Origin of the sequence: Variovorax sp. 770b2 (assembly GCF_900115685.1) — a bacterium.
Lineage (GTDB): Bacteria > Pseudomonadota > Gammaproteobacteria > Burkholderiales > Burkholderiaceae_C > Variovorax.
The window spans coordinates 361,116-386,584 of sequence record NZ_FOXJ01000001.1; the positions used below are offsets into that span (position 1 = coordinate 361,116).

Here is a 25,469-nt window from a genome sequence, read left to right on the forward strand (position 1 = left end):
GCGCCTTGAATCCGCACGAGGCCAAATCACGGGTTCTGATGTGAATTTGCACCGACCGTCTCCTTAACTCGCCAGCAACCGCCCATTGAAAAGAACCCGCACCGTCCGAACCGCCAACACAAACATCACCGCAGTCAGCACCACCAACATCCCCCCCGCCACCACCTTCAACGGCACCGCCCCCCGCACACTCGCGTACTTCAACCCCGCATTCACCATCGCAGCCAGCGGAAAACTAATCGCCCACCACCCCGCCCCAAACGGCACGCTCCGCCTGAACACCTTCGGCGCCAGCACCAAAAACAAAAACAGCCCGAAGTAAAACAACAGCCCGGCGAACAGATCCACCCGCCCCGTGAGGTTCACATACGCCGTGAACCCCACCTCGAACGGCGCGACAAGAATCAGCAGCGAGGGCGTCATCGCCGGCGCGAGTGGCTCGTGCTGGATCAACCGCGTGACGATCATCGTGAACAGCACGAGCGCCAGCACCGAGCCCACGGCCGCCGACAGCAGCAGCACCTCGCCGGCCCAGGCCATGGGCATGTGGCTGCCGGTGACGGGAATGTCCAGCGCGGCGACGCCCGGAATGATCCACGCCGGCACCGCATGCGCGGGGTGGCAGTTGCCGCCCAAAAGGCGCGAGACCACGTGCGCGGCCAGCAGCAGCGTGGCGACGGTGCCCACGACCCACACCGCGTGGCCCAGCGCGCTGTCGTAGGTGCCCAGCACGGCCGATTGCAGCAGCAGCGCAATGGCGATGGTGCCGAAGAAGTTGCCGGCAATCGGATGGTTGAACTCCGCCTTCACGGCCGCCGGGTGCCGCAGCAGCTTGGCGCCATAGCCCACGAGCAGCACGACGAACACGAAGGTGGCGAAGAGGCCGATCGCATCCGACACGACGCGCGGCACGCCGAACTCGGTGTGCGCAAAGCGCCAGCCCATCGAAAGGCCCGAGAGGCCCATGACGGCGGCGAACAGGTTGACGGGGAGGTTCTTGATGGAGGCGCCCGCGGCAGGGCGGGTGTCCATCGCGCTGAGGGTGGAGGTGGCGGAGGTAGCGGAATTTGTCATGCGCGCCAGTCTGAAGCGCATCGGCTGGGGCCGTTACTGCCGTGGGATGGCGTTTTCTGCCAAATCCCTGCGTTGTCTGACGTATGTGGTCGCCGCTGCTTTGTTCACTCCCGAGCGCTTCGGCGATTTCGTTTTATTTGAGTTGTCGCAGTTCGACTGCGACAACGCGAACAAATCGAAATCGGCCGAGCAAATTCAGGCTCGGGAGAGGTCAAGCCACCGCAGGCGCAGCACGGTCCTCAACGCTGCGGCATGTCCTTCACCGAGTACCCCAGGCTCACCGTCGCATCTTCGGGAATCGCAGGCATCGTCGCGTTCCACGCATCCCAGTTCGCCCGCATCGCGGCCAGTCGCTCGGGCTCTTTCTTGCCGAGGTTCGCGCGCTCGCGCTCATCGGCCGGAATGTTGAACAGGTACTCGTTGCCATCGACCTTCAGGTACTTCCAGTCGCCGTCGCGCATCGCCTGCTGGCCGCGGTGGTTCATGCGCCAGTGCAGCGGGCGGGCAAAGCCCTGCGTCGCATCCTTGAGCACGGGCATGAGCGACACGCCATCCAGCGGATACGCCGCATCGGCCTTCACGCCGGCCGCATCGAGCATCGTTGCGGACCAGTCCATCGTCATGCACAGCTGCGTGCTCTGGCCGCCCTTGGCGATCACCGCGGGCCAGTGCGCGATCCATGGCACGCGGATGCCGCCTTCGGTCAGGTCCATCTTGCCGCCCACCAGTGGCCAGTTGTCCGAGAAGCGCTCGCCGCCGTTGTCGCTGGTGAACACCACGAGCGTGTTGTCGGCCATGCCGTGCTTTTGCAGCGCGGCCATGATCCAGCCGATGCCTTCGTCCATGTGATGGATCATGCGGCGGTACACGTGGATGTTGCCGCCGGCCAGGTCGAAGAGGTTGTCCTTCACGGTGGGCGCCTTCTCGGCGTCGTCGCGCGTCTCCCACGGCCAGTGCGGGGCGGTGTAGTGCAGGCTGAGGAAGAAGGGCTCTTTCTGTTGCGCCATGCGCTCCACGTAGTCCACGGCGCGCTTCGAAAGAATGTCGGTGAGGTAGCCGTCTTCCTTCTTGTCCTCTTCGCCGAACCACAGGTCGTGCTGGCCGGTGGAATCGCAGTGGGTGAAGTAGTCGACACCGCCCGACATGGGCCCGAAGAATTCGTCGTATCCCGAGCGCAGCGGCCCGAAGTGCGGCGGGTAGCCCAGGTGCCACTTGCCGATGAGCGCGGTCTGGTAGCCGCTGGCCTTCAGGAGCGAGGGCAGCGTGGGGTGGTCGGTCGGCAGGCCCAGCGTGGTGCTGCCGCGGCTGCTGCTGCGAATGGGCTCTTCGGCCGCGCCGCGCAGGCGGTATTGGTACCGCGCGGTGATCATCGCGAAGCGCGTGGGCGAGCACACGGGCGAGTTCGCGTAGCCCTGCGTGAGCTTCAAACCATTCGCGGCCAGCCCGTCGAGCACGGGCGACACGGGGCCGAACGCGGCATCGCGGCCGCCGTAGCAGCCGAGGTCTGCATAGCCGAGGTCGTCGGCGACGATGAAGATGATGTTGGGTCGGGTCATGTCTCTTTTTTTTTGGAGGTTCAGGGCTGGTAGCCGGACTTTTGAACGACGGGCGCCCATTGCGTCTTGTAGGCCTTCAGCATCGCGATCGTCTGCGCCTGCGTGCTCACCACGGGCGTCATGCCCGAGTCCTTGAACTTGCGCTGCGTGTCCGGGTCCTGCATCACTTCGCGGATGGTCGCGGCGAGTCGCTCGATCTTGTCCTTGGGCATGGTGGCGGGCGCGAAGAAGGTGTTCCAGCCGGTGGCCGAGAGGTCCAGGCCCGCTTCCTTGAAGGTCGGAATGTTCGGCGCGAAGGGCGAGCGCTTGTCGCCCGAGAGCGCCAGGATGCGCAGCTTGCCCGCGTTGTGCTGCGGCAGCACCACGTCTTCGGTGTCCACGGCAATGGGCACCTGGCCGCCGATCAGGTCGTTCAACAGCGGCGCGGAGCCGCGGTAGCCGATCACCTGCGTCTGCACCTTGGCCTTCTCGCCGACCATGAGGCCGAAGAAGTGCGGCAGGCTGCCGGTCGCGGGCACGCCCACGTTGGCCTGCTGCGGATTGGCGCGCATCCACGCGAGCAGGTGCGGCAGTTCGCGCACGGGCAGGGTGGGCGACACGGCCAGCGCGAAGTCGTAGGCATTGACGTGCGACACGGGCACGAAGTCGCGCTCGGCGTCGTAGTTGTTGTCCTTGAAGACCAGGGGCGCGACCACCATCACGGCCGGGTTGGCGAGCATCAGCACGTTCTGGTTGGCGGGCGTGAGCTTCACTTGCTGGGCCGCCAGGCGTCCGCCCGCGCCGGGCTTGTTGTCGACGATGACGGGCACGCCCAGCTTGGCGCCGAGCTTCTCGCCCACGATGCGCGCCACGCGGTCGGTGGCGCCGCCGGGGGCGTAGCCGACGACGATGTGCAGGGGGCTGTCGAGCGTCTGCGCGCTCGCGGCCGTGGGTGCGGCGGCGATGGACGCCATGAGGCCGGCTGCGGCCAGCAACGCAGCCGCGCGGCGGGTCATTCGATGGGGGGTGGGTGGGTTCGTGTGCATGGTGATGGGTCCTCCTCGTTCAGTCATTCGGTTGTTCGATCGTTCAGTCGTTCGCCTGGAAATTCACGGCCTTCATGATGCCGGCCCAGCGTGCCGTGTCTTCGCGCATGGTCTTCAAAAGGGCCTCGCTGCCATCGGCGATGGGGTACATGCCGTTCTGCAGCAGAAGCTGCCGCACCTCGCGCGCGTTGACGGCGCGGGTGAGCTCGGCGCGCAGCTTGTCGACGACAGGCTGCGGCGTCTTCAACGGCGCGTAGTAGGCGAACCACGCGGTCGCGACCACGTCCTTGTAGCCGGCCTCCACGAAGCACGGCAGGTTGGGCATGAGGGGCGAGCGCTTCTCGCCGCTGGTGGCCAGCACCTTCACGCGGCCCGAGGGCAGCATCTGCTGCGCGCCGCCGATGGTGTCGAAGTACACGGGCACGGTGCCGCCCATCAGGTCCTGCCGCGCGGGCGTGGAGCCGCGGTAGGGCACGTGCACCATCTGGAGGCCTGCCGCGCGGTTGAGCATTTCGCCCAGAAAGTGCGAGGGCGTGCCCGAGCCGTAGGAGCCGAAGCTCAGCCTGTCGCCCTGCGCCTTGGCCCAGGTGATGAATTCGGGGAGGGTGCTGGCGGGCACGTCCTTGTGCACGGCGAGCGCCAGCTCGAAGCGGGCCGCGTTCAGCAGGGGAACGAAGTCCTTCACCGGGTCGTAGGAGAGGTTGCGGTACGCGCTCGGGAACATCGTCATCATGCTGGCCGTGCCGAGCAGCAGGGTGTGGCCGTCGGGTGGCGCGGTCTTCACGGCATCGACGGCGATGCGGCCGGCCGCGCCCGAGCGGTTGTCGATGATGAGCGGCCCGAGCGAATCGCGCACCTGCTGCGCGATGGCACGCGTGAGCACATCCTGCGTGCCGCCGGCCGGCACGCCGATCAGCACCTTGATGGGCTGGCCGGGCACGAAGGCCTGCTGCGCGCGAGCCAGCGGCGACAGGGCCAGGGTTCCCAGGCTGCCCAGGGCTGCAAGTGCATGGCGGCGGTCGAAGGCAAGGGGGCTGGGCATGGGCGGTTCTCCGGGTTCTCGGTCGGTGGCGAACGACTTTAGAGACGCTACATTCGATTGATCTAATCAACCATCCCCCGGACTAACCCCCACATGCCTGCCCCTGCCTCAGCCGCTGTTGCCACCGCCGCGCCCCGCCGCCCGCTGGACGACCTGCTGCTGTACCGGCTCTCGCGGCTGCTCGCCGTGGCGGGGAGCATGGTGATCCGGCTGTGCGAGGGGCGCTTTGGCATCACGCGGCGCGAGTGGCGGTTGATCGCTGTGCTGGCGAGCAAGGGCGAGCTGGGCTCATCGCAACTGGCCGAGCACGCGCAGCTGGACCGGGCACGCACCTCGAAGGCGGTGGGCTCGCTGGTCGCAAAGCAACTGGTCTCGCGGGTGGCCAAGGCGGGCGACCGGCGGCAGGTGCAACTGGGCCTCACCGAGGCGGGGCAGGCGCTGTACGACGAGCTCTTTCCGCTGGTGACGAAGATCAATGGCGATCTGATGAAGGCGCTGGATGCGGGCGATGCGGTGCGCTTCGATGCTTCGCTGAATCTGTTGCAGGCGAAGGCCGAGCGGATGGTCGAAGAGGCGGTGCTGCCGAAGGCGGACCGGGGCCGGCGCAGCGCCAAGGCCTGAGTCCGGCCAAGACAAGCGCCCCGCACGAACACTGCCGACTGGCCTACGCACAGCCCGATTGACGGGTGCTAGAAGTTGTTGATCGATTCCATCATCACCCACTCAGGAGCATCCCCCCATGGCAGCCTCGAAGAACACCCAGCCCGCCGCGCGCACGTCGGCCGCCCGCGCGAAGACCGAAGAGGTCAAACCCGATCTCGACCAGAAGAGCCACGAGACGCAGCGCTACGGCGAGATCGTCAAGCTCCCTAACGGGTTGTCGGAAAAGGTCTGCAAGGAAAGCGTGGCGCTGCTCAACCAGTGCCTGGCCGACACGATCACCCTGCGCGACATGTACAAGAAGCACCACTGGCAGGTGGTCGGCCCGACCTTCAACCAGTTGCACCTGATGTACGACCAGCACTACGAAGGGCAGGTGCTGCTGGTGGACATCCTGGCCGAGCGCATCCAGTTGCTGGGGGGCATCGCACTCGCGATGGCGGCGGACATCGCCGAGACCACCAAAATCGCCCGCCCGCCGCGCGGCCGCGAACCCGCCGCGGTGCAATTGCGCCGGCTGGCCGAGGCGCACGAACACATCATCGTGGGCGCGCGCGAGGCGGCCGAGAAGGTCGATAAATCAGGCGATGCAGGCAGCAACGACGTGTTCGTGAGCAACGTGCTGCGCACCAACGAACTGCAGGTGTGGTTCCTTACCGAGCACCTGGTCGCCGCGTCGCCGGTGACGGCCTGAGGCAACGGCCTGAGCCTTTCAGGCCGGTGCGCGAAGGTCGTTCTCGCGCAGCATGATGGGCGCCGTGGAGCCCGCTGCCAACCGGCGCCGCACGGCCGCATCGAGCTCCTCGGTGTGCAGGCCGTAGGTGTTGAGCGGGTCGGCGTTTTCGGCGGTGCGGTAGTGGTAGCGCAGGACTTCGCGTCCGATGCTCGCGTCCACGTCCTGGCCCTCCACCGTCACCGAGAACCTGACCGTGCCCGATGCATCGTGAAAGAAGGGGGCGTCAGCCATGGCGTGGCTTCGTGTGTGTCAAGGAGGTTCCTTTGGACGGATGCGCAGGAGGACTCCCGCGTCGGACCACTCTAGTCCTTTAGGCGGGTGGCGTCTGTCGGGTCTCACGCTTATGCTCTCGCCGGCGCAGCGACACCGGCGCACGCGAAGGAGAGGCCGATGAGTTCCATGGAAGAAGTCTGGGCGTACCGCGAGGAAACGCTCTACCCACAGCTGTTCGGCGAAAAGCACAGCGGCATCTACGTGCTGGACTTCGATGTCTTCTCGTCGCTCGGTGCCGAGGACATCGACCCGGCCTGGCTGCACCTGGGCGTGTTCGAGTTCGAGCCGACGCCCGCGCGCAACTCGTGGCTCTATGTCACCTCGGGCGGATCGACACCCTGGGAAACGGAGCCGGCCGAGTACGACCCCGAAGCCTATTCATGGCTCGGCTCCGAACTGGTCATCGAGGTGGCGGAGCAGCCGAAGGACCAGTGGGCGATCAAGCTCCTGCGCCGGCTGCTGGCCTTCAACGTGCTGCTCGCCCACGGGCGCTTCGGCGAAGACAAGCCGCTGCTGGACTACGGCGACCGCATCCCGATGGGCGATGTGGTCCGCGAGAAGGGCGCCGTGGGCCTGCGCAACGTGGTGCTGGCCGAGCCGAAGCACTATCCCGCCACGGCGCAGCTGGCATCGGGCAGGTTCGACTTTCTGCACGTGGTCGGCATCACCGATTCCGAGAAGGACTGGGCCAAGGCGCACAGCTCCGAAGCGCTGGTGCGCCTGCTCGAAGTGCATGGCGGTTTTCCGGTGACGGACCCGGGGCGCAAGGCCGTCGCCTGAACCGATTCAGCCGCCGACGTACGCCGCGAGGTGCTTGCCCGTGAGCGTGGCGCGCGCCTTGACGAGCTCGGCCGGCGTGCCTTCGAACACGACCTTCCCGCCGTCGTGGCCCGCGCCGGGGCCCAGGTCGATGATCCAGTCCGCATGCGCCATCACCGCCTGGTGGTGCTCCACCACGATGACCGATTTGCCCGCATCGACCAGCCGGTCGAGCAGGCTGAGCAGTTGCTCGACGTCGGCCAGGTGCAGGCCGGCGGTCGGCTCGTCGAGCACGTAGACGCCGCCTTTCTCGGCCATGTGCGTGGCCAGCTTCAGGCGCTGCCGCTCGCCGCCCGAGAGCGTGGTGAGCGGCTGGCCGAGGCTGAGATACCCGAGGCCGACGTCGGCGAGCCGCGCGAGGATGGCGTGCGCGGCGGGGGTGCGCGCATCGCCCTTGCCGAAGAATTCGGTGGCCTCGGTGACGGACATCGCGAGCACTTCGCTGATGTCGCGTTTGCCGAGCTTGTGTTCGAGCACCGAGGCGTGGAAGCGCTTGCCTTCGCACTCCTCGCAGACCGTGGCCACGCCGGCCATCATCGCGAGGTCGGTGTAGATGACGCCTGCTCCGTTGCACGCAGGGCACGCGCCTTCGGAGTTGGCGCTGAAGAGCGCGGGCTTCACGCCGTTGGCTTTGGCGAAGGCGTTGCGGATCGGATCGAGCAGCCCGGTGTAGGTCGCGGGATTGCTGCGCCGCGAGCCGCGGATCGAGCCTTGGTCGACGGACACCACGCCCGCGCCTGCGGGAATCGAGCCGTGCACCAGGGAGCTCTTTCCCGAGCCCGCCACGCCGGTGACGACGACGAGCACGCCCAGCGGCACATCGACGTTCACGTTGCGCAGGTTGTGCGTCTTGGCACCACGGATCGGCAGCGCGCCGGCGGGCGTGCGCACCTTCTTCTTGAGCGCGGCGCGGTCGTCCAGGTGCCGGCCGGTGAGGGTGGTGCTGGCACGCAATTCATCGACCGTGCCTTCGAAGCAGATGCTGCCGCCCGCCGAGCCCGCGCCGGGGCCCAGGTCCACCACGTGGTCCGCGATGGCGATGGCCTCTGGCTTGTGCTCCACCACGAGCACGGTGTTGCCCTTGTCGCGCAGCCGCAGCAGGAGGCCGTTCATGCGCTGGATGTCGTGCGGGTGCAGGCCGATGGTGGGCTCGTCGAAGACGTAGGTCACGTCGGTGAGCGAGGAGCCGAGGTGGCGGATCATCTTCGTGCGCTGCGCCTCGCCGCCCGAGAGCGTGCCCGAGGGGCGGTCCAGGCTCAGGTACCCGAGGCCGATTTCCACGAACGAGTCGAGCGTGTGCGCGAGCTTCTCCAGTAGCGGCGCGACCGAGGGTTCGCTGAGGCCTCGCACCCATGCGGCCAGGTCGCTGATCTGCATCGCGCAGGCATCGGCGATGTTGATCTTCTTGATCTTCGAAGAGCGCGCGCCTTCGCTCAGCCGCGTGCCATCGCACTCGGGGCAGGTGCTGAAGGTGACCGCGCGTTCCACGAAGGCGCGGATGTGCGGCTGCATCGCATCGACGTCCTTCGCGAGAAAGGACTTCTGCACCTGCGGGATCAGGCCCTGGTAGGTGAGGTTGATGCCATCGACCTTGATCCTGGTCGGCTCTTTGTGCAGCAGGGCGTCGAGCTCCTTCTTGGTGAACTTGCGGATCGCCTTGTCGGGGTCGAAGAAGCCGCAGCCGTTGAAGATGCGGCCGTACCAGCCCTCCATGCTGAAGCCCGGAATGGTGAGCGCGCCCTCGTTGAGCGATTTGCTGTCGTCGTAGAAGGCGGTCAGGTCGAAATCGGTGACTGCGCCCCGGCCTTCGCAGCGCGGGCACATGCCGCCGGTGCGATTGAAGGTCTGCTTGACGGTCTTGCTCGCGCCGCGCTCCACGGTGATGGCGCCGGTCGCCTTCACCGAGGGCACGTTGAACGCGAAGGCGCTCGGCGAGCCGATGTGCGGCTTGCCCAGGCGGCTGAAGAGAATGCGCAGCATCGCGTTGGCATCGGTCGCGGTGCCGACCGTGGAGCGCGGGTCGCCGCCCATGCGCTCCTGGTCCACGATGATCGCGGTCGTGAGGCCATCGAGCACATCGACCTCGGGCCGCGCGAGCGTGGGCATGAAGCCCTGCACGAAGGCGCTGTAGGTCTCGTTGATGAGCCGCTGCGATTCCGCGGCGATGGTGCCGAAGACGAGAGAGCTCTTGCCCGAGCCGGAGACGCCGGTGAACACGGTGAGCCGGCGCTTGGGCAGCTCGACGCTGATGTCCTTCAGGTTGTTCACGCGCGCGCCCTGCACGCGGATCATGTCGTGATGGTCGGCGGCGTAGGGCTCGGTCTTCGGCGTGTCCTTGGGGGCTTCCTTGGTGGTGTCCTTCTTCGGGGCTTTGCTCATCGGGTCTCCGTCGTTTTCTTGTCGTGCGGCTCAGCGCAGTTGCTGGATGCGGATCATGTTGCCCGCCGGATCGCGCACCGCGCAGTCGCGCACGCCGTAGGGCTGGTCGGTCGGCTCCTCGACGATCTCGGCCTTGCCGGCCTGCAGCTTGGCGAAGGCGCCGTCCAGGTCCTTGGTGGCCAGCAGCATCGTGGCGTAGGTGCCCTTGGCCATCATCTCGGCGATGGTGCGGCGCTCGTCGTCGGTGATGCCGGGCGTGGCCGCCGGCGGGTACAGCACGATGGAGACGCCCGGCTGCCCCACGGGGCCGACGGTGATCCAGCGCATGCCGCCGTAGCCGACGTCCTTGCGGATCTCGAAGCCCAGGGTGTCGCGGTAGAAGGCCAGCGAGACCTCGGCGTCGGTGTGCGGAAGGAAGGTGGAGTGGATGGTGATGTCCATGGCAATGTGCTTCTAGGTGGGTTCGGGCGCCGATGCTATTTCGGCAGGCGCGGTCGGCGCTTCTCGATTCCTGATCGGTCGCGTCACTTGCCGGGCCACGCACGACGGAATGCCCTCGGTCGTGTTCGCGTCCTGGCGCCGGTACACGCCGGGCGGCACGCCCACCAGCTCGGTGAAGCGGGTGGTGAAGGTGCCCAGCGAGCCGCAGCCGACCGAAAAGCACACCTCGGTCACGCTCAGGTCGCCGCGGCGCAGCAGCGCCATCGCGCGCTCGATGCGCCGCGTCATGAGGTAGGCGTAGGGCGGTTCGCCGTAGGCGATGCGGAACTGGCGGCTCAGGTGGCCGGCCGACATGCCCGCATCGCGCGCCAGCGTCTCCACGTCCAGCGGCTGCGCGTAGTCCCGGTCGATGCGGTCGCGCACGCGGCGAAGGCGCGCAAGGTCGCGCAGGTGCTGTGCGGCGGTGGGCTTGGTGGTCATCGGTGGGATCGTGCCACGTCGCACCGGTGTGCTCAAGCCGCGCCCCGCGGCGTGCTCGAGCTGCGCCCCGCGGCGTGCTCGAGCTGCGCCCCGCGGCGTGCTCGAGCTGCGCCCCGCGGTGCGCGGGGGTTGTCGTTGTCAGGCCGCGGCCGGACCCTGGTGGCCCTGCGCAGGCGCCGGCGCGGCCATCGCCGGATCGGCCTCCACGCGCATCTTCGGCAGGTGCTGCGGATACTCGCGCTGCATGAATTCGATGAGGCCCTCGCGCACGCTGCAGCGCAGGTCGAAGGCCAGGCCCGAGGTGGCCGCGGTGCACAGCACGCGGACCTGCATGGTGCGCTCGGTGGCGTCGGTCACGCGCAGGTTGAAGAAGCGGCCGTCCCATTCGGGCGCGGCCTTCACGATGCGTTCCACCTCCGCGCGCAGCGGCGCGAGCGGCATGCCGTAGTCCAGGTAGATGAAGACCGAGCCGAGCAGTTGCGCCGAATGGCGCGTCCAGTTCTGGAAGGGCTTTTCGATGAAGTAGGTGAGCGGCAGCACGAGGCGCCGCTCGTCCCAGATCTTCAACACCACGAAGGTGCCGGTGATCTCTTCCACGCGGCCCCACTCGCCCTCGACCACCAGCACGTCGTCGATGCGGATCGGCTGCGCCAGCGCGATCTGCAGGCCCGCGATGAGGTTGCTGAACACGGGCTTGGCCGCAAGGCCGGCCACGATGCCGATCACGCCGGCCGAGGCCAGGAGGCTCGCGCCGACCTGGCGCGCGCCGGGAAAGGTCATGAGCATCATCGCGCCGCCCGCCACCAGCACCACGCTCATGGCGGTGCGCGCGAGCACGCGGGTTTGCGTGAGCACGCGGCGCGCCTGCAGGTTGTCGGCCACGTCGGACGGGTGCTGCGCGAGCACGCCGTCGGCAAACCCGCTGATGGCCCGCACGATGAGCCAGGTGGCCGCGGCGATGAGCAAGAGGCCGTTGAGGTGCCGCACGCTCCCGATGAAGCGCAGGTCGTCGGGCGCGGCCTGGAACACCAGCAGCAGCGCCACCAGCGGCAGCACCAGCCGCCCGGCCGGCTGGATGTTGACCACCATCGCATGCACCGCGGGCGCCGGACGGGTGATGCGCCGCAACACGAGTCCGCCGACACGGTGGACCAGGAGGGCGAGCGGGACGGCGATGAGGACGGCAATCCAGGTGCCGAACCAGGGGTGGGCAAGAATCTCTTGGGTCATCGGGCGGTGGTGGGCGGTGCTTCCGTTGTCTCGTTCAGGTGTTGGAGGATGCGCGCCGCGTCGTCGCGCAGCTGCGTGGAAAGCGCCGTCGCCAGGTCGAGCCGGCGCAGCAGCCAGGGGCTGATGTCGTTCTCGAACGGGTCGGGCAGGGGAATCGGGCCGCCCACGGTGGACACGCCCGTGCTCTCGGGTTGAGAGGGGCCGGTGGTCGGCGTGGTTCCGATGGCCGCCTCGATGCGTTGCGCGGTGCGCGCGAGCGGGCCTTCGACCTCGCCCGGCGTGAGGCGGTCGCGCCGCAGCACGAGCATCGATTTCACGGCGCTCAGCTGCGCGAGCATCTGGTAGCTGTGGGCCTGCAGGTGTTCCAGCGGCTCCAGCGGCGGCTGCACCGCGCGCGGCTCGGAGAGCGAGCGCTGCGTGGCCTGCACCAGGGCCGAGAGGCTGTCGAAGGCCTCGCGCCGCGCGAGCCGCCATTCGAGCTCGGGGCTGCTGTCGATGGCCTGCAGTTGGCCGAGGCCCAGCGCGAGCCGCGCATGCCGCGCCTGCGCGGTGAGCACGCGCGCCACCAGCGCCGGAATCTGCGAGCGCTCCCAGGAGGGCAGCACGTAGCAGAAGCCCCAGGCGAGCGCGGCGCCGATGAGCGTGTCGGCGATGCGCTCGAACAGCGCGAAGATGGGCGCGGTGCCGGTGTTCAGCATGTGCGCCTGCACCAGGCCCAGCACGGTGGCCGCCACCGCGGTGATGAGGTAGCGCCGCACCGCGAAGCTGTGGGCAATGGCCTGCGCGACGGTCACGATGACCAGCAGCCACAGCGCCGAAGGGTGCGCCGAGAGCAGCCCCACCGCGAGCACGCAGCCCAGCAGCGTGCCCGCCACGCGGGCGTTGCGCCGCTCCAGCGTTTGCGAGAGGCTGCCGCGCAGCACCACCACGATGGTCAGGAGGATCCAGTAGTCGTGCGAGCCCCAGGGCATCGACACCGCGATGCCGTAGCCGGCCGCGATGGCGAGCGCCGCGCGGATCGCGTGGCGCAGCGGCGGCTGGTCCCAGCGCCACAGCGTGAAGAAGGGGCGCCACGACCAGTCGGTCGGGCTCACGAAGAGCTGCCAGTTGGCGCGCACCACGGCCAGGTCGGGCTCGGCATCGCCGCGCGCCACGGCCGACAGGCGCAGCACCTCGTCGTTGATGTGGCCGATGCGGCTCGCAAGGCCGCGCGCGAGCATCGCGGCGGTCGGGCCGGGGTGGCCGTGGTGACCGTGATGGTGCTCGTCGTCCGCCGAGACGTGGATGGCCGCCAGGCGCGGGCGGCGGTCGGTCACGGCCTCGGGGTGGCGGCGCATCATGAGCGCGTCGGCGAGGGCGACGGTTTCGTCGGACAGCTCTTCGAGCACGCGGCGCATCTCGATCAGCGCGTCGGCGTGCGCGGGGTGGGCGCGCAGCGCGTCCAGGTCCAGTTCGCTGGCCAGCAGCTGGTCGCGCATCTCCAGCACGATCACCAGCATGGCGGCCAGGCGCTGGCGGCGCGGCGTGCGGGGCGATTCGAGCACGATGTCGCGCGTGGCCTGCAGCTGGTCGGCGAGCGCGGCTTGCTCCCGCAGCAACTGGCCCAGCACCGGCGCGGGGGTGTCGCGGATGTCGCGCGTTTCGTCCTGCGGGGTGAACTGGCCGGCCTCGGTGCGCATCAGCGCGGCCAGCGAATACAGCACATCGGCCACCGACTGGGTGCGAAAGCGCCCGTTGAGCGCGAGGTTGGCGAGCGTGGCCCAGATCACGTACAGGCCCGCGCCCAGACCGAAGTGCCAGGTGCGCTGGATGGCCTCGGACAGGTCCACCGGCGCGGGCGTGGCCATCGAGAAGATCATCGAGAACATCACCGCGATGGCGATGGGAATGCCGCGCTTGCCCCAGGCCATGGCCAGAAAGGCCATGAAGGTGGCGGGCACCAGGAGGAGCCCCAGGCGGATCGGCGCGGTGTGCAGCATCTGCACCGCGAAGAACAGCGGCAGGCCGATGAGCGGCGCCGGCAGCATCTGGAAGAACTTGCCGCGGCGCGGGCCGGGCAGGTCGGGCGGCGCGGTGACGATCACGCCCGTGGCCGCGGCCGACGCGGCGATGGTGCCGAGCCAGAAGTGGATGCCGCCCGAGATGAACAGGAGGCCGAGCGCGACCGTCAGGCCGCTCGCCACGTAGTGGCTGAGCGCAATGCGCAACGCGGCTCGGACCCGGACGGCTGCGCTGGGCCCCGTCATCACTTGGCGGAAGCGTCGCCCTCGGAGGGGCTGCCCGTGCCAGGCGCTGCAGGGGCGTCGCGGCGGATGCGCGTGAGCTTGCGCTGCACGGGCTTGGCTGCCACGGCGGGTGCTTCACCCTCGGCGGCTTCGTCGGCGAAATCGGCGACGGTGCTGCGGGCGTACAGGTCGACCGAGGCGTCGTCGGCATTCGTCTTGGTCGAGGCCGACACGGCGCGCACGCGGTCGCTGGCGCGCAGCTTGTCGTCCACGTTGGCGAACTTCGAATACTTCGCGAGCAGCGGCACGAGCTGGCCGTAGATGCGCGGCGCACCGGCCAGGCACTCGCGCTGCTCCAGGAAGTCGGGCTCGCCGGTGAAGTTGCCAATGAGGCCGCCGGCCTCGGTGACCAGGAGAGAACCCGCGGCCACGTCCCAGGGGTTCAAGCCCGTCTCGAAGAAGCCGTCGGTGAAGCCCGCGGCCACGTAGGCCAGGTCGAGCGCCGCGGCGCCGGGGCGGCGCAGGCCCGCCATGCGGGGCATCATGTCCGCCATGATGGCCAGGTACTGCTTGAAGTTGTCGCCGGTGCGGAACGGAAAGCCCGTGGACACCAGGCACTCGCTCAGCTTGGTGCGCTTGGAGACGCGGATGCGCCGGTCGTTCATGTAGGCGCCGCGGCCCTTGGTGGCGGTGAAGAGGTCGTTGCGGCTCGGGTCGTAGATGACCGCCTGCTCGATCTTGCCGCGCACCGCGAGCGCGATGGACACGCAGTAGACCGGGAAGCCGTGGATGAAATTGGTGGTGCCGTCGAGTGGATCGATGATCCAGACGTAGTCGGAATCCTTCGCACCGTATTCGGTGCCCGATTCTTCGGCCAGGATGCCGTGCCCCGGGTATGCGCCAAGCAGCGTTTCGATGATGACCTTCTCGCTGGCGTGATCGACTTCGGTGACGAAGTCGTTGACCTGCTTTTGCGAGATGCGCACGGACTCGACGTCCAGCGCGGCGCGGTTGATGATGGCGCCGGCGGCGCGTGCGGCCTTGACGGCCACATTGAGCATGGGATGCAGGTTGGGGGACGACATTCTGGATTGTGAGAAGAACGGTGGGAGGGGTCCCCGAGATGCGATCTCCTGGCGACCCTGCGACCCGGCGATGCGGGCGGCGAGAATCGGGCATTTTACCGGCTCCGCCCGTTAGTGTCTCCAAACCCCGCCATGCGCACCCGTTTCATCCTGATCCAGACCAGCCACGCCGGCAATGTGGGCGCCGCCGCCCGCGCCATGAAGACCATGGGTTTCGACGACCTCGTGCTGGTGGCGCCGCGCTGGGCCAACGTGCTGCGGCGGGAAGAAACCATCCAGCGCGCGAGCGGCGCCCTGGACGTGCTGACGAATGCCCGCATCGTCGAAACGCTGGACGAGGCGCTCGACGGGGTGACCCATCTGTGCGCCACCGCGATGATCCCGCGCGACTTCGGCCCGCCCACCCGCACGCCGCGCGAGCACCTGGAGCCGCTGGGAAAGCAGGGCGACCAGCACGTCGCCTTCCTGTTCGGCTCCGAGCGTTTCGGCATGCGCAATGAAGACGTCTACCGCTGCAACGTGGCGCTGAGCATTCCGACCGACCCGAAATTCGGCTCGCTGAACCTGGGCGCGGCGATCCAGGTGGTGGCCTACGAATGGCGGCTGGCCATCGGCGGCTACGAGGTGCGCGACGCCACGGCGCCCGCAGAGGCGGCCGATGCGAAGGCTGTGGCGGGCATGCTCGACCACTGGGAGCGCTCGCTGGCGGACATCGGTTTCCTGGACCCGGCCGCGCCCAAGAAGCTGATGCCGCGGCTGCAGCAGCTGTTCAACCGGGCCCAGCCCACGCCCGAGGAGATCCACATCCTGCGCGGCATCGCCAAGGCCATGACCGATGCGGCCAAGGGCCCCAGGGGCGGCTCCACGAGCTAAAACCCCATCGAAAGTACGCGAAGACACCGGGCTTTAGACTGCCCGCCCACTATCGATATAACGACAACAAAGGCAGCGATGTTCTCTCGACTGCGCGCCGACATCCGGTGCATCCTCGAACGCGACCCGGCCGCGCGCAGCGCCTGGGAAGTGATGACGGTCTACCCGGGCTTCCACGCCGTGGTGCTGCATCGCTGGGCGCATGCCTGTTGGACGCACGGCTTCAAGTGGCCCGCCCGCTTCATCGCGCACTGGGCGCGGTGGATGACCGGCATCGAGATCCATCCGGCCGCCAAGATCGGCGAGCGCGTGTTCTTCGACCATGCCATGGGCGTGGTGGTCGGCGAGACGGCCGAGATCGGCGACGGCTGCACCATCTACCAGGGCGTGACGCTGGGCGGCACCTCGCTCTACAAGGGCACCAAGCGGCATCCGACGCTCGGGCGCGACGTGGTGGTGAGCGCGGGGGCCAAGGTGCTGGGCGGCTTCCTCGTGGGTGATGGCGCCAAGATCGGCAGCAACGCAGTGGTCATCAAGCCGGTGCCGGCCGGGGCGACGGCGGTGGGCATTCCCGCGCGCATCATCCCCTCCAAGGCCGGCGAAAGCGCCGATGTGTCCGCGCCGCAGAAGTTCTCGGCCTACGGCATCACGCAGGAAGACGATCCGCTGAGCCAGGCCATGCGCGGACTGATCGACAACGCATCGAGCCAGGAGCACCAGATCGCGCTGCTGTGGCAGGCGATCGAGAAGCTGTCGGCGCGTCCGGGCAACGGGGACTGCGTGCCCGGCGATGCGGCGCGCGACGAATGCTTCGAGGCGGAGAAGCTCACGCAGCTCATCGGGAAGTAATCCCCCAAGGGCTGGTCAATTGGCCAGCGGCTGGTAGATCTGGATCAGGTTGCCGCAGGTGTCCGCGAAGATCGCCAGCTTGATCGGCCCCTGGTCGGTGGGGTCCATCGTGAAGCGCACGCCGTGCCCGCGCAGGCGCTTGGCGTCGGCCTCCAGGTCGTCGCTCTGGAACGCTGTCGCCGGGATGCCCTGGCTCATCAATGCCTGCTGGTACGCGCGGGCGGCGGGGTTGGCGTTGGGCTCCAGCGACAGCTCCGTGTCGCCGCCTTCGGGCGACTTCACCGTGAGCCATCGGTACTCCCCGGCCGGGATCTCCAGGCTCTTCACGAAGCCGAGGACTTGCGTGTAGAAGGCCAGGGCCTTGTCCTGGTCGTCCACGAAGATGCTGGTGAGGTTGATGCGCATGATGATGAAGGGGTTCAGTGAGGTGGAAAGCCGCCATCCTGCCCAACATGCCCGCTCGCGACTTCGCCGAAATTGCGGTCGCCCGCATGGGCAAGGTTCATGAGCGCGATGCACCCCGCCGGCGCGGCGCACGGCTGGGCACTGCGCCTGTAGGCCCGGGGCGGCACGCCGAAGTGCCGGGTGAACAGCCGCGAGAAACTCCCCAGGTCGGCGAAGCCCAGCGCCAGGCCGATCTGCGTGGCCGGCTCGTCGGTGGCCAGCAGCATCGCACGCGCGCGCTCCAGCCTTGCACGCGTGCGGCATTGCAAGGGCGTCTCGCCGAAGAGCGCGCTGAACTGGGTGATGAAGTGCGAAGTCGAGAGGCCCGCTTCTTTCGCCAGGCCCGCCACCTTGGCCGGCGGCTCCAGTTCGAACTGGAGCCGTTGGCGGGCATCGCACATGCGCCTGAGCAGGTCGGGAGAGATCATGGGCCGGAAAACCTCAGGCGGCGCGCTTGGCGGACGTGCCGTGCAACGAGCCGTGCACGTGGCCTGCATGCTGCCCGAAGGTCTCGGACGCGAGCGTGGCCGCGTCCAGCTCCTGCAGGATGCCGCAGGCGTTCGCCGACTCGGGCCCGCAGCACTGCAGGCGCAGCGCCTTCAACTGTTTTTCAAGCGTCTTGAGTTCGGAGATTCGCGCGGCCACGTGGCCGATGTGGTCGTCCAGCAGCTGGTTGACCTCGCCGCAATCGTCCTGCGGCGCGTCGCGGAATTTCAGCAGGCTGCGGATCTCGCCGAGCGTCATGTCCAGCGAGCGGCACCGCCGGATGAAGCCCAGGCGCTGGGCATGCTCGTCGTCGTAGATGCGGTAGTTGCCATCGGTGCGCGCGGGCTCGGGCAGCAGTTGCTCGCGCTCGTAATACCTGATGGTTTCGACCGGGGTGTTCGCGGCCTTGGCCAGTTCACCGATTTTCATGATGCGGCAAATGGAAGTGAAGGGATTTGCGTTTGACTCTACACCTGCTTCAGGGTTTCCAATTGCGTTCATGACGAACCAGAACGCGCTGAAGCCGGTGACGCCGGCCCTCCCTCATGACCACGATCATGACCACGATCATGGTCACGATCACCCGCATGGACATGCCCATGCCCATGCCCACGCCGAGGCGGCCTGCTGCGGCAGCCCGGTCTGCGGTTCGTCTCCCCCCGTGGACACCGCCGACATCCCCAAAGGCGCCTTGCTCTTTCGCATTCCCACGATGGATTGCGCGGTCGAGGAATCCGAGATCCGCCGGGCGCTCGAGCCGGTCGAAGGCGTCACGGGCCTTCGCTTTCGCCTCGGTGAACGCACGATGGCCATCACGGCCGACGCGCTTGCCTTGCCCCATGCGCTCGATGCGATCCGCAAGGCCGGCTTCAAGCCCGAGCCCCTCGGCGATGCAGCCGTCCCTGCCGCGCCGGCACGCATCGCGGGAATGAGCACCGGCCTCGCGCGCCTGGTCGCCGCGCTGGTGCTGGCCATCGCGGCCGAGTCGATCTCTTTCCTCGCCCTCGACGGCAAGGGCTTCATGGCCGCAGAGATGGTGCTCGCGCTCGCAGCCATCGGCCTGGCCGGCCTGGACACCTACAAGAAGGGCTTCGGCGCGCTGGTGCGCGGCCGCCTCAACATCAATGCGTTGATGGCCGTCGCCGTGACGGGCGCCTTCGTCATCGGCCAGTGGCCCGAGGCCGCGATGGTGATGGCGCTCTATGCGATTGCCGAACTGATCGAAGCCCGTGCCGTGGACCGCGCGCGCAACGCGATCCAGAGCCTGCTCGCGCTCGCGCCCGAGCAGGCCGAAGTCAAGCAGCCCGATGGCAGCTGGCAGACCGTGAGGGCCGATGCGGTGCCGCTGGACGCCATCGCGCGCATCCGCCCCGGCGAGCGCGTGCCACTGGACGGCGTGGTGACCGACGGCCTCAGCGCCATCGACCAGGCGCCGGTCACGGGCGAGAGCATTCCGGTCGACAAGACGGTGGGCGACCCGGTCTTCGCGGGCACCATCAACCAGACTGCCGCATTGGAGTTTCGCGTCACTGCCGTGGCCGCCAACACCACGCTCGCGCGCATCATTCACGCGGTCGAAGAAGCGCAGGGCACGCGCGCGCCCACGCAGCGCTTCGTCGATAAATTCGCCGCCATCTACACGCCCACGGTCTTCGTGCTGGCGCTGGCGATCGCGCTGTTCACGCCGCTCTTCATGGACTGGACGTGGCTGCAGGCCCTCTACAAGGCGCTCGTGTTGCTGGTCATCGCGTGCCCGTGCGCGCTGGTGATCTCGACGCCCGTCACCGTGGTGAGCGCGCTCGCATCGGCCGCGCGGCGCGGCATCCTCATCAAGGGCGGCACGTACCTCGAAGAGGCACGCAAGCTCAAGGCCGTGGCGCTGGACAAGACGGGCACCATCACCGAAGGCAAGCCCAAGCTGGTCGAGTCGACGCTGCTCGATGCATCGGGCAACGAAGCGGCGGTGTTCGCGATTGCCGCGAGCATCGCGGGACGCTCGGACCATCCGGTGTCCAAGGCCATCGCCGCGGGCTTGAAGGGAAATCGCGAAGAGGTCGGCGACTTCACCGCGCTGCCGGGCCGCGGCGTGCAGGCCACGCTCGCGGGCCAGACCTACATGCTCGGCAACCATCGCCTCATCGAGGAGAAGGGCCTGTGCACCCCGGCCCTGGAAGCCGAGCTCGAGCGCCATGAAGAAGCCGGCCGCACGGTGACCCTGCTCGCATCGAGCCAGGCGGTGCTCGCGTTGTTCGCCGTGGCCGACACGATCAAGGAATCGTCGCAGGCGGCGGTGGCCGAGCTGCGCGCCCTGGGCGTCGTGCCCGTCATGCTCACCGGCGACAACGCCGCCACGGCCAGGACCATCGGCGCCCACGCCGGCATCCAGGACGTGCGAGGCAACCTGCTGCCCGAGGAAAAGCTCGGCGCCATCAAGGCGATGCAGACGCGCTACGGCGCCGTTGCGATGACCGGCGACGGCATCAACGACGCACCGGCGCTCGCACAGGCCGACATCGGCTTCGCCATGGGCGGCGCGGGCACCGACACGGCCATGGAAGCAGCCGACGTGGTCATCATGAACGACGACCTGCGCCGCATCCCCGAGACCATCCGCCTCTCGCGCCGCGCGCATGCGGTGCTGTGGCAGAACATCACGCTGGCGCTGGGCATCAAGGGCGTTTTCTTCGTGCTCGCGGTGTTCGGCAGCGCGACGATGTGGATGGCGGTATTTGCCGATATGGGCGCGAGCCTGCTGGTGGTGGCGAACGGGCTGCGGTTGATGCGGGCGGAAAAGCGCTGAGGCTCACCAGCGCGCCGCCCACGTCTCCAGCGGCACACGCGCCGCATTGCACACGTAGCTCACCGCGTGGTACCACCCCGCGAGCATCATCAGCTCGATGAGTTGCGCGTGACTCCAGTGTTCGCTGAGCGATTGCCAGAGTTCGTCGTCGATGTCGCTGCGGTCGTGCAACTGGTCGACCATCAACACCAACAGCCGATCGCGCGGCGCGAGCAGGTCCACGTCTTCGGCCACGGACGCCATCACGCGCCGCTCGACCGCGTCGAACCCCGCCGCATCGGCGAAGGCCGCAACGTGCACGCCCCATTCGTACTCGGCGCCGCAGCGGGCACACGCGCGCGTGATCACCACCTCGCGCTCGCGCAGGCTGACGGCCGCCTTGCGGCCCAGCAGATACCGGCCCAGCCCCAGCGTTCGCTCGGCCAGGTCAGGGTGGATGGCCAGCACGCGGAAGAGCGCGAGGATCTCGGGCCTGCCGGGCGGATTCATCCGCGCCAGCAGGTCTGCGATCGGTTCGGGGAAGGGCGCTTGGAGCGGTGGAATGCGAGGAGCGCGAATGCTTTGCCGGGCAACGGTCGTCATGGTCGGAATCCTTTGTGGAATGCATCGAAATCGCTACGAAAAACGTAGCGATCTGGCGCAGTCTATCGCTACGAAATGCGTAGCACAATAGGCGCCTGTTCGATCACCGAAAGCACGACATGGACGACGAGGAAGCATCGGCCTCGCAGCCCGCGCCCGCCGTGGCGCGGCGGCCCATCATGCGGCTCCTGGAGCAACTGGGCCGCAAGGGCACGCTGCGCATCCTGTGGGAGCTGCGCGACGGCCTGCCGCAGAGCTTCAGGGCGTTGCGCACGAGCACGGAGGACATGTCCCCCTCGGTGCTGAACGACCGCCTCAAGGAGCTGCGCGCGGCGGGCGTCGTCGAACTCTCGGGCACGGGCTACGTGCTCACCCAGGCGGGCGGCGAACTGGTCAAGCGGCTGACGCCGCTCAACCAGTGGGCCAACCGCTGGTTCGAATAACCCGAAAGACCCAAAGAAAAACGGAGAAGACGGCCCTGTATTTCATCTGCAATCGTTCCCGCTTCATCTGAATCGGCCGCGCCGCGCGCGCAATTCGTGCGCAACGCGCGCTTCGCAAAGTAGAGCCCGAATCAACACCGATCCCGGCACCGCCCCCGGTGCCTGGATCACCCAGTGTTGGCTTGGGGCTCGCCGGACGCGTATCTGCCGGCACACCCCTTCTACTTTTTCAGATGCGCAAGAAGGAAACGATCATGAAGAAACTCAATGCCGCCATGGCTGCCCTTGCCGCCACCGTGATGCTCACCGCCGCCGGCACAGCCTCGGCCCAGAGCCTGACCCGCGCCGAAGTCGTCGCGCAACTGAAGGCGGCCCAGGCCAGCGGCCAACTGGCTGCACTGACGGGTGAGGACAGCGGCTCGGCCTACCTGTCGCGCCACTTCCAGGCCAGCGAACCGCGCTCCGAAGTGAAGGCCGAACTGGCACAGGCCAAGGCCGACGGCACGCTCGGCGTGCTGGTCGCCAGCGACAGCGGCTCGGCGTATCTCTCGCGCAACTTCAAGTCGACCGAGCCGCGCGCCGAGGTCAAGGCCGAGCTGGCCGCGGCCGAGAAGAGCGGTCACTTCGACGCGCTCTATGGCGAAGACAGCGGCTCGTTCTTCCTCGCGCACGGCGGCAACGCGGTGGCGACGAACAGCGCCGTCGCGATGGCCACGCCACAGAACGCAGGCCAGTGAGCGCCACGTCACCACGCCGGCAGCGCGGCATCGCGCTGGCGGCTGTAGTGGGCGCAGCGCTGGTCGCTGCCGCGGGCGTGCTGCCTGCGGCGGCCGACTCGCTCGCCGCCGCCTTTGCCGCCGAGAACGACGCGGCCATGAGCCGCATGATGGCCGCGATGGAGATCAAGCCCTCGGGCGACATCGACCGCGATTTCGCCGCGATGATGATCCCGCACCACCAGGGCGCCATCGAGATGGCGCAGGCCGAGTTGCGCTACGGCCGCAACGAGCAGCTGCGCCGCATCGCGCAGGAAATCATCGTCGAGCAGCAGCAGGAGATCGCGGCGATGCACCTGGCGCTCGGCCAGCCGCTGCCGCCCTCCGCCGCAGCGCCGACCCAGGGGCTTTCCGCCACCCACACCACAACATCCATGCCGCATCAGCACACGATGCCCGGCATGCACATGGACCACTGAGACACCCATGACCCCTCTTCGCCATGCCGCCGTGCTGCTCTGCGCATCGCTCGCCTTCGCCACGTCGTTCGCGCAGGCAGGCCAGGCCCCCGGCGCCGCCGCGGCCGCCGACATTCCGGTGAGCCACCGCGACCGGCTCTATGCCGCCGAGCAGTTCTCCAACACCGTCTCCGTCACCGATCCGGTCGACAACAAGCTGTTGGGCGTGATCCGCCTGGGCGATCCGTCGCCCGGCAACTTCAGCCCGCTCTACAAGGGCCAGGTGCTGGTGCATGGCATGGGCTTCTCGCCCGACCACCGCACGCTGGCCATCGTGTCGATCGGCTCGAACTCGGTGACCTTCATCGACACCGCGACCAATGCCGTGAAGCACACCACCTACGTCGGCCGCTCGCCGCACGAGGCCTTCTTCACGCCCGACGGCAAGGAGGTGTGGGTCACGGTGCGCGGCGAGAACTACGTCTCGGTGATCGATGCGAACACCTTCGAGGAGAAGACCCGCATCGTCACGCCCGGCGGACCCGGCATGCAGATCTTCTCGCCCGATGGCAAGTACGGCTACGTGTGCTCGTCGTTCAACCCCGAGACCGTGGTGATCGACACCGCGACCAAGCAGGTCGTCGGCCGCGTGAAGCAGGAGAGCCCCTTCTGCCCCAACATCGCCGCCACGCCCGATGGCAAGCAGGTGTGGTTCACCCTCAAGGACGTGGGCCGCACGATGGTGTTCGATGCGAAGCCGCCGTTCGCGGTCATCAAGTCGTTCGACACCGGGCCCATCACCAACCACGTCAACTTCGCCGCCACGAAGAAAGGCACCTTCGCCTACGTGACCATCGGCGGGCTCAACCAGGTGAAGGTGTTCCGCACCGACGATTTCTCGCAGGTCGCGACCATCCCGGTCGGCAAGCTGCCGCACGGCGTGTGGCCTTCGGGCGACGGTTCGCGTATGTACGTGGGGCTGGAGAACGCCGATGCGCTCGCCGCCATCGACACCGCAACGAACAAGGTCGTGGGCGAAGTTCCCATCGGGCAGGCGCCGCAGGCGATTGCCTACGTGCCGAACGCGGTGCCGGAAGGCGATGGCCTGCAGGGGCTGCAGCCGCTCGGCGTGGCGGGGCAGGCCGCGCATCTCACGCTCATGGCCGTGCAGGGCGACAAGGCGGGTGCGCCCACCAGCGTGACGCTGTTCGACCAGGGATTGACGCAGGTGCTGCAGGCCTCCGCGACGGGGCTCGAGCCGAAGTCTCCCTATGTGCTGGCGCTCGCCGAGCAGCCCGATGGCGGCGGCGCGCTGCAACCGCTGGCCAACTTCATGACCAACCCGGCGGGCTCGGCCATCGTGAACGCGATCGGCCCGATCCGCCAGATCGTGCAATCGAGCGCCGATGCCTCGCGCCGCTACCTCGTGATCGCACCGCAGGTCGCGGGCCAGCCCGGCAAGCCGGTGCAGGTGCAAGGCCTCTGAACTCCGAAGCCTCGGCTTCAGTTCAGCGCATCGACCTGCGTGTCGAACACATAGCCCGCACCACGCTCGGTGCGGATGAACTGCGGCGTCGAGGCATCGACCTCGATCTTTCGCCTGAGGCGCAGGATCTGCACGTCGATCGACCGGTCGTACACCTCGGCGCCGTGCAGGCGCGAGAGTTCGAGCAGCTGGTCGCGCGAGAGCACGCGCTGCGGCGCTTCGCACAGCGCCAGCAGCAGGTTGAATTCGCCATTGCTCAGCTCCACCCGCCGGCCGTCCGGCGAGGTGAGGCGGCGCACCAGCACGTTGAGTTCCCAGCCCGCGAAGCGATAGGCCCGGCGCTCGGTGCCGCCCTTGGCCGGCGCCGCCGCGGTGGCGTCGCGCTGCACCTGGTAGCGCCGCAGCACCGCGCGGATGCGGGCGAGCAGTTCGCGGTTGCTGAAAGGCTTGGTGATGTAGTCGTCGGCCGCGATCTCCAGGCCCATCACGCGGTCGGCCTCGTCGCGCTTGCCGGTCACGATGATGACGGGGATGGCGCTGGTCTCGCGCAGGTGGCGCGCCAGGTGCATGCCGTCTTCGCCGCCCAGGCGCAGGTCCAGCACCACCAGGTCGATCACCGACTCCGCAAGCGCCTTCTTCATCTCGGCGCCCGAGACCGCGGTGGTCACGCGCAACTCGTTCTCGGTGAGGTATTCGGCCATCAGTTCGCGGATGGCCGGGTCGTCGTCGACGACAAGGATGTGGTGGCTGGCGCTCATGGAGGCGAGGGTAATGCAACTTCGCTGCGTGCGGGGTACGGCCGGATTACAGATGAAATTCCCAAGCTGCCGCCGACATGATGGCGGCACGCGCAGGAGCGCCAATGAAGTCCTGGCGGCAACCGGTGCCGCCTGCAATGAACAGAGCCTTGTTGGACAGACCATGTTGACCGTCGCAGTGATCGAGGAAGATAGCGCCATGCGAACACTGATTTGCGAATGGCTGCTGGGCGAGGGCTACGCCGTGCAGGCCTTGCCCGCGCAGGGCAGCTTGCGGGCCACCTGGGACGCTTCGCAGGCGGCGGGCGTCGACCTGGTGATCGTCGACGTGCCCGACTTCCACGAGCGGGGCGCCGACACCGTGCGCGCGGTGCGGGCCAGCTATCCGCATGCGGCACTGATCGGCCTGTCGACCCGCCTGGGCCGCAGCCTGCGCAGCGATTCGAACCCCGCGCGCGCCCTCGGCCTGCGCCGCCTCGTGGCCAAGCCCTGCGCGCGGGGCGAGCTGCTCGAAGCGGTGGCCGACACCATCGGCGCGGCGCACTGACT

27 protein-coding genes are annotated in these 25,469 nt (G+C 68.2%); 11 read left to right on the top strand and 16 right to left on the bottom strand.

Going from position 1 to position 25,469, the window contains the following annotated elements; translation table 11 throughout:
* Positions 1 to 63 precede the first annotated feature (63 nt).
* From BM133_RS01515 to BM133_RS01530, 4 genes are all read right to left on the bottom strand, one after another.
* Positions 64 to 1,074: an SLAC1 anion channel family protein gene (locus BM133_RS01515; protein ID WP_093434957.1), complete on the bottom strand. Its 1,011-nt coding sequence runs from the start codon at positions 1,072 to 1,074 to the stop codon at positions 64 to 66.
* 239 nt (positions 1,075 to 1,313) lie between these two features.
* Positions 1,314 to 2,630 (bottom strand): sulfatase family protein, encoded by a 1,317-nt coding sequence (locus BM133_RS01520; RefSeq protein WP_093431151.1) that lies wholly within the window; start codon positions 2,628 to 2,630, stop codon positions 1,314 to 1,316.
* A 20-nt stretch (positions 2,631 to 2,650) separates the two neighbouring features.
* Positions 2,651 to 3,655, bottom strand: a complete 1,005-nt coding sequence (locus BM133_RS01525) for a Bug family tripartite tricarboxylate transporter substrate binding protein (RefSeq protein WP_371286301.1) — start codon at positions 3,653 to 3,655, stop codon at positions 2,651 to 2,653.
* Between the two features lie 43 nt (positions 3,656 to 3,698).
* Complete coding sequence (locus BM133_RS01530) at positions 3,699 to 4,697, bottom strand: Bug family tripartite tricarboxylate transporter substrate binding protein (RefSeq protein ID WP_093431154.1); 999 nt, start codon at positions 4,695 to 4,697, stop codon at positions 3,699 to 3,701.
* Between the two features lie 93 nt (positions 4,698 to 4,790).
* Here BM133_RS01530 and BM133_RS01535 point away from each other — a divergent pair, with 93 nt between their 5' ends.
* Together BM133_RS01535 and BM133_RS01540 are read left to right on the top strand one after the other, a co-directional pair.
* Complete coding sequence (locus BM133_RS01535) at positions 4,791 to 5,318, top strand: MarR family winged helix-turn-helix transcriptional regulator (protein ID WP_093431156.1); 528 nt, start codon at positions 4,791 to 4,793, stop codon at positions 5,316 to 5,318.
* Between the two features lie 118 nt (positions 5,319 to 5,436).
* Positions 5,437 to 6,051, top strand: coding sequence for a Dps family protein (locus tag BM133_RS01540; RefSeq protein ID WP_093431158.1), 615 nt, complete (start codon positions 5,437 to 5,439; stop codon positions 6,049 to 6,051).
* An 18-nt stretch (positions 6,052 to 6,069) separates the two neighbouring features.
* Here the strand turns inward: BM133_RS01540 and BM133_RS01545 are convergent, their stop codons facing one another.
* On the bottom strand, positions 6,070 to 6,324 hold the full coding sequence (locus tag BM133_RS01545; protein WP_093431159.1) for a DUF1488 family protein: 255 nt from the start codon (positions 6,322 to 6,324) through the stop codon (positions 6,070 to 6,072).
* 159 nt (positions 6,325 to 6,483) lie between these two features.
* Between BM133_RS01545 and BM133_RS01550 the strand changes: the two genes are divergently transcribed.
* Positions 6,484 to 7,146 (top strand): suppressor of fused domain protein, encoded by a 663-nt coding sequence (locus BM133_RS01550; protein ID WP_093431161.1) that lies wholly within the window; start codon positions 6,484 to 6,486, stop codon positions 7,144 to 7,146.
* Positions 7,147 to 7,152: 6 nt separating this feature from the next.
* Here the strand turns inward: BM133_RS01550 and BM133_RS01555 are convergent, their stop codons facing one another.
* The 6 genes from BM133_RS01555 to BM133_RS01580 form a co-directional block, all read right to left on the bottom strand.
* Entirely contained in the window at positions 7,153 to 9,564 is a 2,412-nt protein-coding gene (locus BM133_RS01555; RefSeq protein WP_093431163.1) for an ATP-binding cassette domain-containing protein, read from the bottom strand.
* A gap of 30 nt (positions 9,565 to 9,594) precedes the next feature.
* Complete coding sequence (locus BM133_RS01560; protein WP_093431164.1) at positions 9,595 to 10,005, bottom strand: VOC family protein; 411 nt, start codon at positions 10,003 to 10,005, stop codon at positions 9,595 to 9,597.
* A gap of 12 nt (positions 10,006 to 10,017) precedes the next feature.
* A complete protein-coding gene (locus BM133_RS01565) occupies positions 10,018 to 10,485 on the bottom strand; it encodes a helix-turn-helix transcriptional regulator (protein ID WP_093431166.1) in 468 nt (155 codons plus the stop codon).
* 138 nt (positions 10,486 to 10,623) lie between these two features.
* Complete coding sequence (locus BM133_RS01570; protein WP_093431167.1) at positions 10,624 to 11,715, bottom strand: mechanosensitive ion channel family protein; 1,092 nt, start codon at positions 11,713 to 11,715, stop codon at positions 10,624 to 10,626.
* A complete protein-coding gene (locus BM133_RS01575) occupies positions 11,712 to 13,961 on the bottom strand; it encodes an FUSC family protein (protein WP_093431169.1) in 2,250 nt (749 codons plus the stop codon). The genes BM133_RS01570 and BM133_RS01575 overlap by 4 nt, the downstream gene beginning before the upstream one ends.
* A complete protein-coding gene (locus BM133_RS01580; protein WP_093431170.1) occupies positions 13,961 to 15,025 on the bottom strand; it encodes an inositol monophosphatase family protein in 1,065 nt (354 codons plus the stop codon). The genes BM133_RS01575 and BM133_RS01580 overlap by 1 nt, the downstream gene beginning before the upstream one ends.
* A gap of 132 nt (positions 15,026 to 15,157) precedes the next feature.
* Between BM133_RS01580 and BM133_RS01585 the strand changes: the two genes are divergently transcribed.
* Together BM133_RS01585 and cysE are read left to right on the top strand one after the other, a co-directional pair.
* Entirely contained in the window at positions 15,158 to 15,898 is a 741-nt protein-coding gene (locus BM133_RS01585) for an RNA methyltransferase (RefSeq protein ID WP_093431172.1), read from the top strand.
* A gap of 57 nt (positions 15,899 to 15,955) precedes the next feature.
* A complete protein-coding gene (gene cysE / locus BM133_RS01590; protein ID WP_256219186.1) occupies positions 15,956 to 16,747 on the top strand; it encodes a serine O-acetyltransferase in 792 nt (263 codons plus the stop codon).
* A gap of 15 nt (positions 16,748 to 16,762) precedes the next feature.
* On the opposite strand, the gene BM133_RS01595 is transcribed toward cysE, so the two are convergent.
* From BM133_RS01595 to cadR, 3 genes are read right to left on the bottom strand one after another with little or no spacing between them, the layout of a single operon-like run.
* Entirely contained in the window at positions 16,763 to 17,152 is a 390-nt protein-coding gene (locus BM133_RS01595; RefSeq protein WP_093431175.1) for a VOC family protein, read from the bottom strand.
* A gap of 14 nt (positions 17,153 to 17,166) precedes the next feature.
* Positions 17,167 to 17,619: a helix-turn-helix transcriptional regulator gene (locus tag BM133_RS01600; RefSeq protein WP_177224684.1), complete on the bottom strand. Its 453-nt coding sequence runs from the start codon at positions 17,617 to 17,619 to the stop codon at positions 17,167 to 17,169.
* Between the two features lie 13 nt (positions 17,620 to 17,632).
* Positions 17,633 to 18,106, bottom strand: coding sequence for a Cd(II)/Pb(II)-responsive transcriptional regulator (cadR, locus tag BM133_RS01605; RefSeq protein WP_093431178.1), 474 nt, complete (start codon positions 18,104 to 18,106; stop codon positions 17,633 to 17,635).
* Between the two features lie 70 nt (positions 18,107 to 18,176).
* On the opposite strand from cadR, the gene BM133_RS01610 reads away from it, so the two are divergent.
* Positions 18,177 to 20,477 (top strand): heavy metal translocating P-type ATPase, encoded by a 2,301-nt coding sequence (locus BM133_RS01610; protein ID WP_093431179.1) that lies wholly within the window; start codon positions 18,177 to 18,179, stop codon positions 20,475 to 20,477.
* Positions 20,478 to 20,480: 3 nt separating this feature from the next.
* On the opposite strand, the gene BM133_RS01615 is transcribed toward BM133_RS01610, so the two are convergent.
* Positions 20,481 to 21,059 carry a carboxymuconolactone decarboxylase family protein gene (locus BM133_RS01615; protein WP_093431180.1) on the bottom strand — a complete coding sequence of 193 codons (579 nt, stop codon included), beginning with the start codon at positions 21,057 to 21,059 and terminating at the stop codon, positions 20,481 to 20,483.
* Positions 21,060 to 21,178: 119 nt separating this feature from the next.
* On the opposite strand from BM133_RS01615, the gene BM133_RS01620 reads away from it, so the two are divergent.
* From BM133_RS01620 to BM133_RS01635, 4 genes are all read left to right on the top strand, one after another.
* Positions 21,179 to 21,502: a winged helix-turn-helix transcriptional regulator gene (locus BM133_RS01620; RefSeq protein WP_093431181.1), complete on the top strand. Its 324-nt coding sequence runs from the start codon at positions 21,179 to 21,181 to the stop codon at positions 21,500 to 21,502.
* A gap of 254 nt (positions 21,503 to 21,756) precedes the next feature.
* Positions 21,757 to 22,239, top strand: coding sequence for a DUF4148 domain-containing protein (locus BM133_RS01625; protein WP_177224685.1), 483 nt, complete (start codon positions 21,757 to 21,759; stop codon positions 22,237 to 22,239).
* Positions 22,236 to 22,697 carry a DUF305 domain-containing protein gene (locus BM133_RS01630; protein WP_093431183.1) on the top strand — a complete coding sequence of 154 codons (462 nt, stop codon included), beginning with the start codon at positions 22,236 to 22,238 and terminating at the stop codon, positions 22,695 to 22,697. Before BM133_RS01625 ends, BM133_RS01630 begins: the two co-directional genes overlap by 4 nt.
* Before the next feature lie 7 nt (positions 22,698 to 22,704).
* Positions 22,705 to 24,162 (top strand): YncE family protein, encoded by a 1,458-nt coding sequence (locus BM133_RS01635; RefSeq protein WP_093431185.1) that lies wholly within the window; start codon positions 22,705 to 22,707, stop codon positions 24,160 to 24,162.
* A gap of 17 nt (positions 24,163 to 24,179) precedes the next feature.
* Here the strand turns inward: BM133_RS01635 and BM133_RS01640 are convergent, their stop codons facing one another.
* Positions 24,180 to 24,920, bottom strand: coding sequence for a response regulator (locus BM133_RS01640; RefSeq protein ID WP_093431186.1), 741 nt, complete (start codon positions 24,918 to 24,920; stop codon positions 24,180 to 24,182).
* A gap of 199 nt (positions 24,921 to 25,119) precedes the next feature.
* Here BM133_RS01640 and BM133_RS35070 point away from each other — a divergent pair, with 199 nt between their 5' ends.
* Positions 25,120 to 25,467, top strand: a complete 348-nt coding sequence (locus BM133_RS35070) for a response regulator (protein ID WP_177224686.1) — start codon at positions 25,120 to 25,122, stop codon at positions 25,465 to 25,467.
* Positions 25,468 to 25,469: the final 2 nt, after the last annotated feature.